We start from the raw sequence: 4,605 nt of genomic DNA, 5'->3' as shown, positions 1-4,605 counted from the left end.
AGCTTCCTTCAGGATGACCTTCTCGAGCGTCAGGTCCGACACCGCCTTCCGAAGCCGTGCGTTCTCGCGCTCGAGTTCCTTTAGCCGCTTTACCTGGTCCAGCTTCAGTCCGCCGAACTCCGTCCGCCAGCGGTAGTACGTCGGCTCCGTCACCCCGATCGCCCGCACCGCATCCGCCACCGTCTTCCCCTGACCGATCAGCACCTCCGCCTGCCGGAGCTTCGCCACGATCTCCTCCGGCGTGTGCGCCTTCTGCCTCGCCATCCCAAACACCCCTTCGCTGCCGCCGGACTACGATACCGGCGGACCGCTTCTAGGGGGGCAGGTCAAGAGCGCATTGCCGCCCCCCGCAGCCCGCTGCCGCAATGTCTGAATTAAGCGTCATGTTGAGAAATCCATCACAAAACCTATGCAATCTCATGAAAGACGGACAGCGTCTGCGAAACATCGACAAAGATGAAAGCATATTGTCTGCAGTCTTATCCCTCACGCATTCCGGTACTGTCCATCGATTATCGCTTCAAGGTTGAGAAGAACAGATATGGAACTCGATATTCTCATTCGCGGTCAGTCAAATGCATTTCTCCTCCTCAGCGATGATTTCGGCGGCGTCGGCGCCGCCACGCTGATCGCCGACCTGCAGAAGCTGCTCGGCTTCGACGGCGTCAACGACAAAATCCGCCTGACCGCCGACTGGTACACGCCGGGGCAGCAAACGGTTTATGGCGGCACCTCCTTCATCGGCGACTGGGTGCAGCGCGGCACCGACGGCAGCTGGCAGGCGAAGTCGCACGAGCAGGACCTGCTGAACTACATCGCCAAGAACCCGCATCCGCAAGCGACGGAGACGGCGGTCCTATGGCTCCATAGCGAGTATGATAGCCTCAACACCTCGCTCACCAAGGCCGAGTGGGAGAGCGCCGTCCGCACCGATGCATCCTGGGTGCGCAAGGGCCTCGGCCTCGACGCCGCCCACAGCCCCTATGTCTTCGTCAGCGCCATCCCCTTCGTCGGCGCCTCCAACGCGACGACGCAGGCCATCCGGCTCGGCATGGAAGAACTCTCGGCCGATCCCTCCTTCGGCGCGATCGTCGGCGCGCGCGACCTCGACCTCGACATGAGCTACAAATTCCCGACGGAGACCACGACGCTCAACTACGGCTCCGCGCACATGTCGAAGCAGGACACGGTGCAGACCGGTCATCGCCTCGCCCTGGCACTCGCTGAGGAGTGGGCGCAGTATGCCCGCCCGAGTTCGCCAGTGGCCCTGGCCAAGGGGAATATCGCGGATGAGGGGCCGAAGGTGGTCAGCGCCACCCTGCAGGATGCGGCCACGCTCCTGGTGAAGGTGGCGCATGACCAGTCGGCGGGCTTCGCCGCGCTGGACCCGCAGGCCGCGGGCGGCATCGGCTGGTCGGTGCGCAATGCAGCCGGCGCCGTCACCGCCGATTCCGTCAAGGTGGTGTCGGCCGACACGCTGCAGGTCCACTTCACTGCCGCCCTGCCCACCGATGGCGTCGCCAATTACGGCTATGGCTATGGCCGTCTAGCCGCCGCCAACCAGCCGGGCGAGGGGAATGCGGTCTATGACCAAAGCGGCCTGCCGCTCTGGACCTCGGCCAAGGGCGTCGCGCTTAGCGCGCCGACGCCGGCGCGGATCGCGCTCGGCACCGGCTCCGACACGCTGGTGCTGCGCATCTCGCAGGATGCCTATCAGGGCAGCGCGCAATACACCGTGAAGGTCGACAACGTGCAGATCGGCGGCGTGCAGACCGCAACCGCCCTGCACCTCTCCGGCATGTCCGACACGGTGACGATCAAGGGTGACTGGGGCGTCGGCAGCCACACCGTCGCCGTCACCTTCCTCAACGATGCCCTGGGCAGCGGCCCGAGCGCCGACCGAAACCTCTTCGTGGACGGCATGACCTTTGACGGCGTCGCGGTCGCCAAGGGTGCGGCGGCGCTGACCAGCGCGAGGACGGCGAGCTTCGCCCTGCAGGACAGCACCGCGATCCCCGGCTCCTCCACCGCGCCGGCGCCGGCGCAGATCGCGCTCGGCACCGGCTCCGACACGCTGGTGCTGCGCATCTCGCAGGATGTCTATCAGGGCAGCGCGCAGTACATCGTGAAGGTCGACAACGTGCAGATCGGCGGCGTGCAGACCGCGACGGCCTGGCACTCGTCAGGCCTGTCGGACACGGTGACCATCAAGGGCAACTGGGCGACGGGCGACCACAAGGTCGCCGTCACCTTCCTCAACGATGCCTGGGGCGGCAGCGCGGCGCTGGACCGCAACCTCCATGTCGATGGCATCAGCTATGACGGCGTCGCGGTCGCCAACGGCTCAGCCGCCCTAGTCAGCAACGGCGCGGCGACCTTCACCGTGCACGACACCGACCAGATGTTCGCCTGAGGGGGCGGGCTGCCCGCGTCAGCCGCCGTGGCCGACGAAGTCGCGGGCGAGGATGGCGTAGATCTCCGCCTTGAACGACACGGCCAGGGACGGGAGCGTCGCCAGCGGCACCCACCGCCAGGCGTCGAATTCCGGGTGGGGGTCGAGGTCGAGGCGGATCTCGGCATCCTCGCCAAGGAAGCGGGGGGCGAACCACTTCTGCCGCTGGCCGCGATACCGGCCGCCGAGCGCCTTGCCGAGCAGCTGCGGCGGCAGGTCGTAGCTCAGCCAGTCCGGGTGCTCGGGGATGATCTCGGCGTTGCGGGTGCCGATCTCCTCCTCGATCTCGCGGAAGACGGCGACGGCCGGGTCCTCGCCCTGGTCCATCCCGCCATGGAGCAGCTGCCAGCCGCCGGGCGCGCCCTTGGTATTGGCGAGGTCCGCGCGGCGGGCGACGAGGACGGTTCTGTTGCATCGTTTGCGGATCGAGGCGGTCGCAGCCATGCTGGGACATCGCAAGACGGCGGCTGGCGACACTTCGGGCGGACCTGACCTTCAAAGGCCGCCAGTTCACCGCCGAGGTGATCCTCTGGGCGGTCCGCTGGTACCTCATGTTCCCGATTAGCTACCGCGACCTCGCGCTCATGCTGCAGGAGCGCGGTGTCGACCTCGCACACACTACCATTTTCCGCTGAATCCAGGCCTATGCACCGGAGCTGGAGCGGCGGCTCCGCCCCCATCTGCGCATGTCCAACGGATCGTGGAGGGTCGATGAGACCTACGTTCGGGTGAAGGACCGCTGGATGTACCTGTATCGCGCGGTCGACAGCCGTGGCCAGACGATCGACTTCCTGCTCTCGGCCAAGCGGGATACCGACGCCGCAAAGCGGTTCTTCCGCAAGGCGCTTGGGCAGCCGCATACGGTGAACCCGCGCACCATCACAGTGGACAAGAACCCAGCTTACCCGTGCGCCACGGCGGATGTGAAAGCAGACGACGAGTTGTGGCGCTTCGCTCAGCTACGACAGTGCAAGTTTCTTAATAACATTGTGGAACAAGATCACCGGCGCGTAAAATGCCTGGTCAGACCAGGGCTTGGCTTTGGCAGTTTCCACACGGCGCGACGAACACTGGCAGGCTACGAGGCGATGGCGATGATCAGGAAGGGGCAGGTTCAGGGTATTGGCGGGCGCGACATCAAGGCTCAAGCCACCTTCACCGCCGAGCTGTTCCAGTCTGCCGCTTGATCTCCTGCTATGCAGGCCATGTGCGACCCGCAGCAAACGCTGCAACACAACCCCTCGAGAGCCTCGTCATTCACGGGAAAAGCATTGCGGCCGACGGCACCGAGACCATTCTCCCCGATACCGTTGTCTCCATCAGCTATAACGTCGCCGGCGCCAGCCTGCCTGGCCCCCTTTCAGCAGGTGCTTATTCGAGCACCGCTCCCAGCGACGAAATCAATACAAGTTCAGTGCATCTCGATGGTCTGAATTGGGCGCGTGCCCAGTACATCGGAAGCTGATCTGGCTCTGGCAGCATCGATCTCCACCCATCAAAAGCCGAGGTCACCAGCCTTGGCGGCAACTTTTTGGTTTCGACCTTCCAGCAGATCCATGCGGACCTGGCCGCAAGCGGTTCTGCGGTCCACGCTGTCGATGTTATCAGTGGCGAAAATGGATCGGTCATCGTCAGCGACGGCGCGCAGTCGGTTCTCTGGTCGTTCGCCCATGCCCCGCTGGCGCCAGACGTAAACAGCACAATCTCCACCGGGGCCGGAAATGACACCGTCACCGTCACCGCCATCGGCATTGACGGGCACACAGATCTGCTGAACCAAGCATCGACCCTGCCCTACGCAATCTATCCCAGCGATTTCCCACGGGGCCGAGCACCTACAACGGCTCTGCGTCCAAGGCCGTGATCGACGCGGGAACCGGCAATGACCACCTGATGTTAAAGGCGCCAGTCGCTACGACCATTCGGCTCGAGGTGCCGTCGCGGGGTGTGTTGGAAATGGCCACGCTGTCTCCGGCGCGATGACGGTATCGCGTCAGGCGGCGAGGTCAATCATGCTTTTGGCGGACGGCTGACCGAGGCTCTGCCAACCGTCAACCTTGCGCATGCTGATCTGACCTGACGCGAGCAAGGCCCAGAACAGCATGGCCGCTGTCTCGGCCGAGGGCAGCACGGTCTGCGTCTTGATGCGGCGC

General features: G+C 64.7%; 4 protein-coding genes and 2 pseudogenes. 2 read left to right on the top strand and 4 right to left on the bottom strand.

Features of this window, described 5'->3' with window-relative positions; genetic code table 11:
• On the bottom strand, positions 1 to 264 hold a 264-nt coding region (locus tag EP26_RS29930), incomplete at its 3' end, for a transposase (protein WP_043344919.1).
• Between the two features lie 277 nt (positions 265 to 541).
• Between EP26_RS29930 and EP26_RS32735 the strand changes: the two genes are divergently transcribed.
• Positions 542 to 2,413: a carbohydrate-binding domain-containing protein gene (locus tag EP26_RS32735; RefSeq protein ID WP_052389870.1), complete on the top strand. Its 1,872-nt coding sequence runs from the start codon at positions 542 to 544 to the stop codon at positions 2,411 to 2,413.
• 18 nt (positions 2,414 to 2,431) lie between these two features.
• Here EP26_RS32735 and EP26_RS29920 read toward each other — a convergent pair whose 3' ends face one another.
• On the bottom strand, positions 2,432 to 2,896 hold the full coding sequence (locus EP26_RS29920) for an RNA pyrophosphohydrolase (RefSeq protein ID WP_043344918.1): 465 nt from the start codon (positions 2,894 to 2,896) through the stop codon (positions 2,432 to 2,434).
• 23 nt (positions 2,897 to 2,919) lie between these two features.
• Here EP26_RS29920 and EP26_RS29915 point away from each other — a divergent pair.
• Positions 2,920 to 3,639 (top strand): annotated as a pseudogene (locus tag EP26_RS29915) (IS6 family transposase).
• Between the two features lie 308 nt (positions 3,640 to 3,947).
• Here EP26_RS29915 and EP26_RS35870 read toward each other — a convergent pair.
• Entirely contained in the window at positions 3,948 to 4,232 is a 285-nt protein-coding gene (locus EP26_RS35870; protein ID WP_157033942.1) for a hypothetical protein, read from the bottom strand.
• Positions 4,233 to 4,445: 213 nt separating this feature from the next.
• Positions 4,446 to 4,605, bottom strand: a pseudogene (locus EP26_RS35865) (IS256 family transposase); the annotation flags it as partial.

The organism is Belnapia moabensis DSM 16746 (genome assembly GCF_000745835.1).
GTDB classification, from domain to species: Bacteria; Pseudomonadota; Alphaproteobacteria; order Acetobacterales; family Acetobacteraceae; genus Belnapia; species Belnapia moabensis.
The sequence above is the reverse complement of the archived record's forward strand: the minus strand, read 5'-3'. Positions and strand labels throughout refer to the sequence as shown.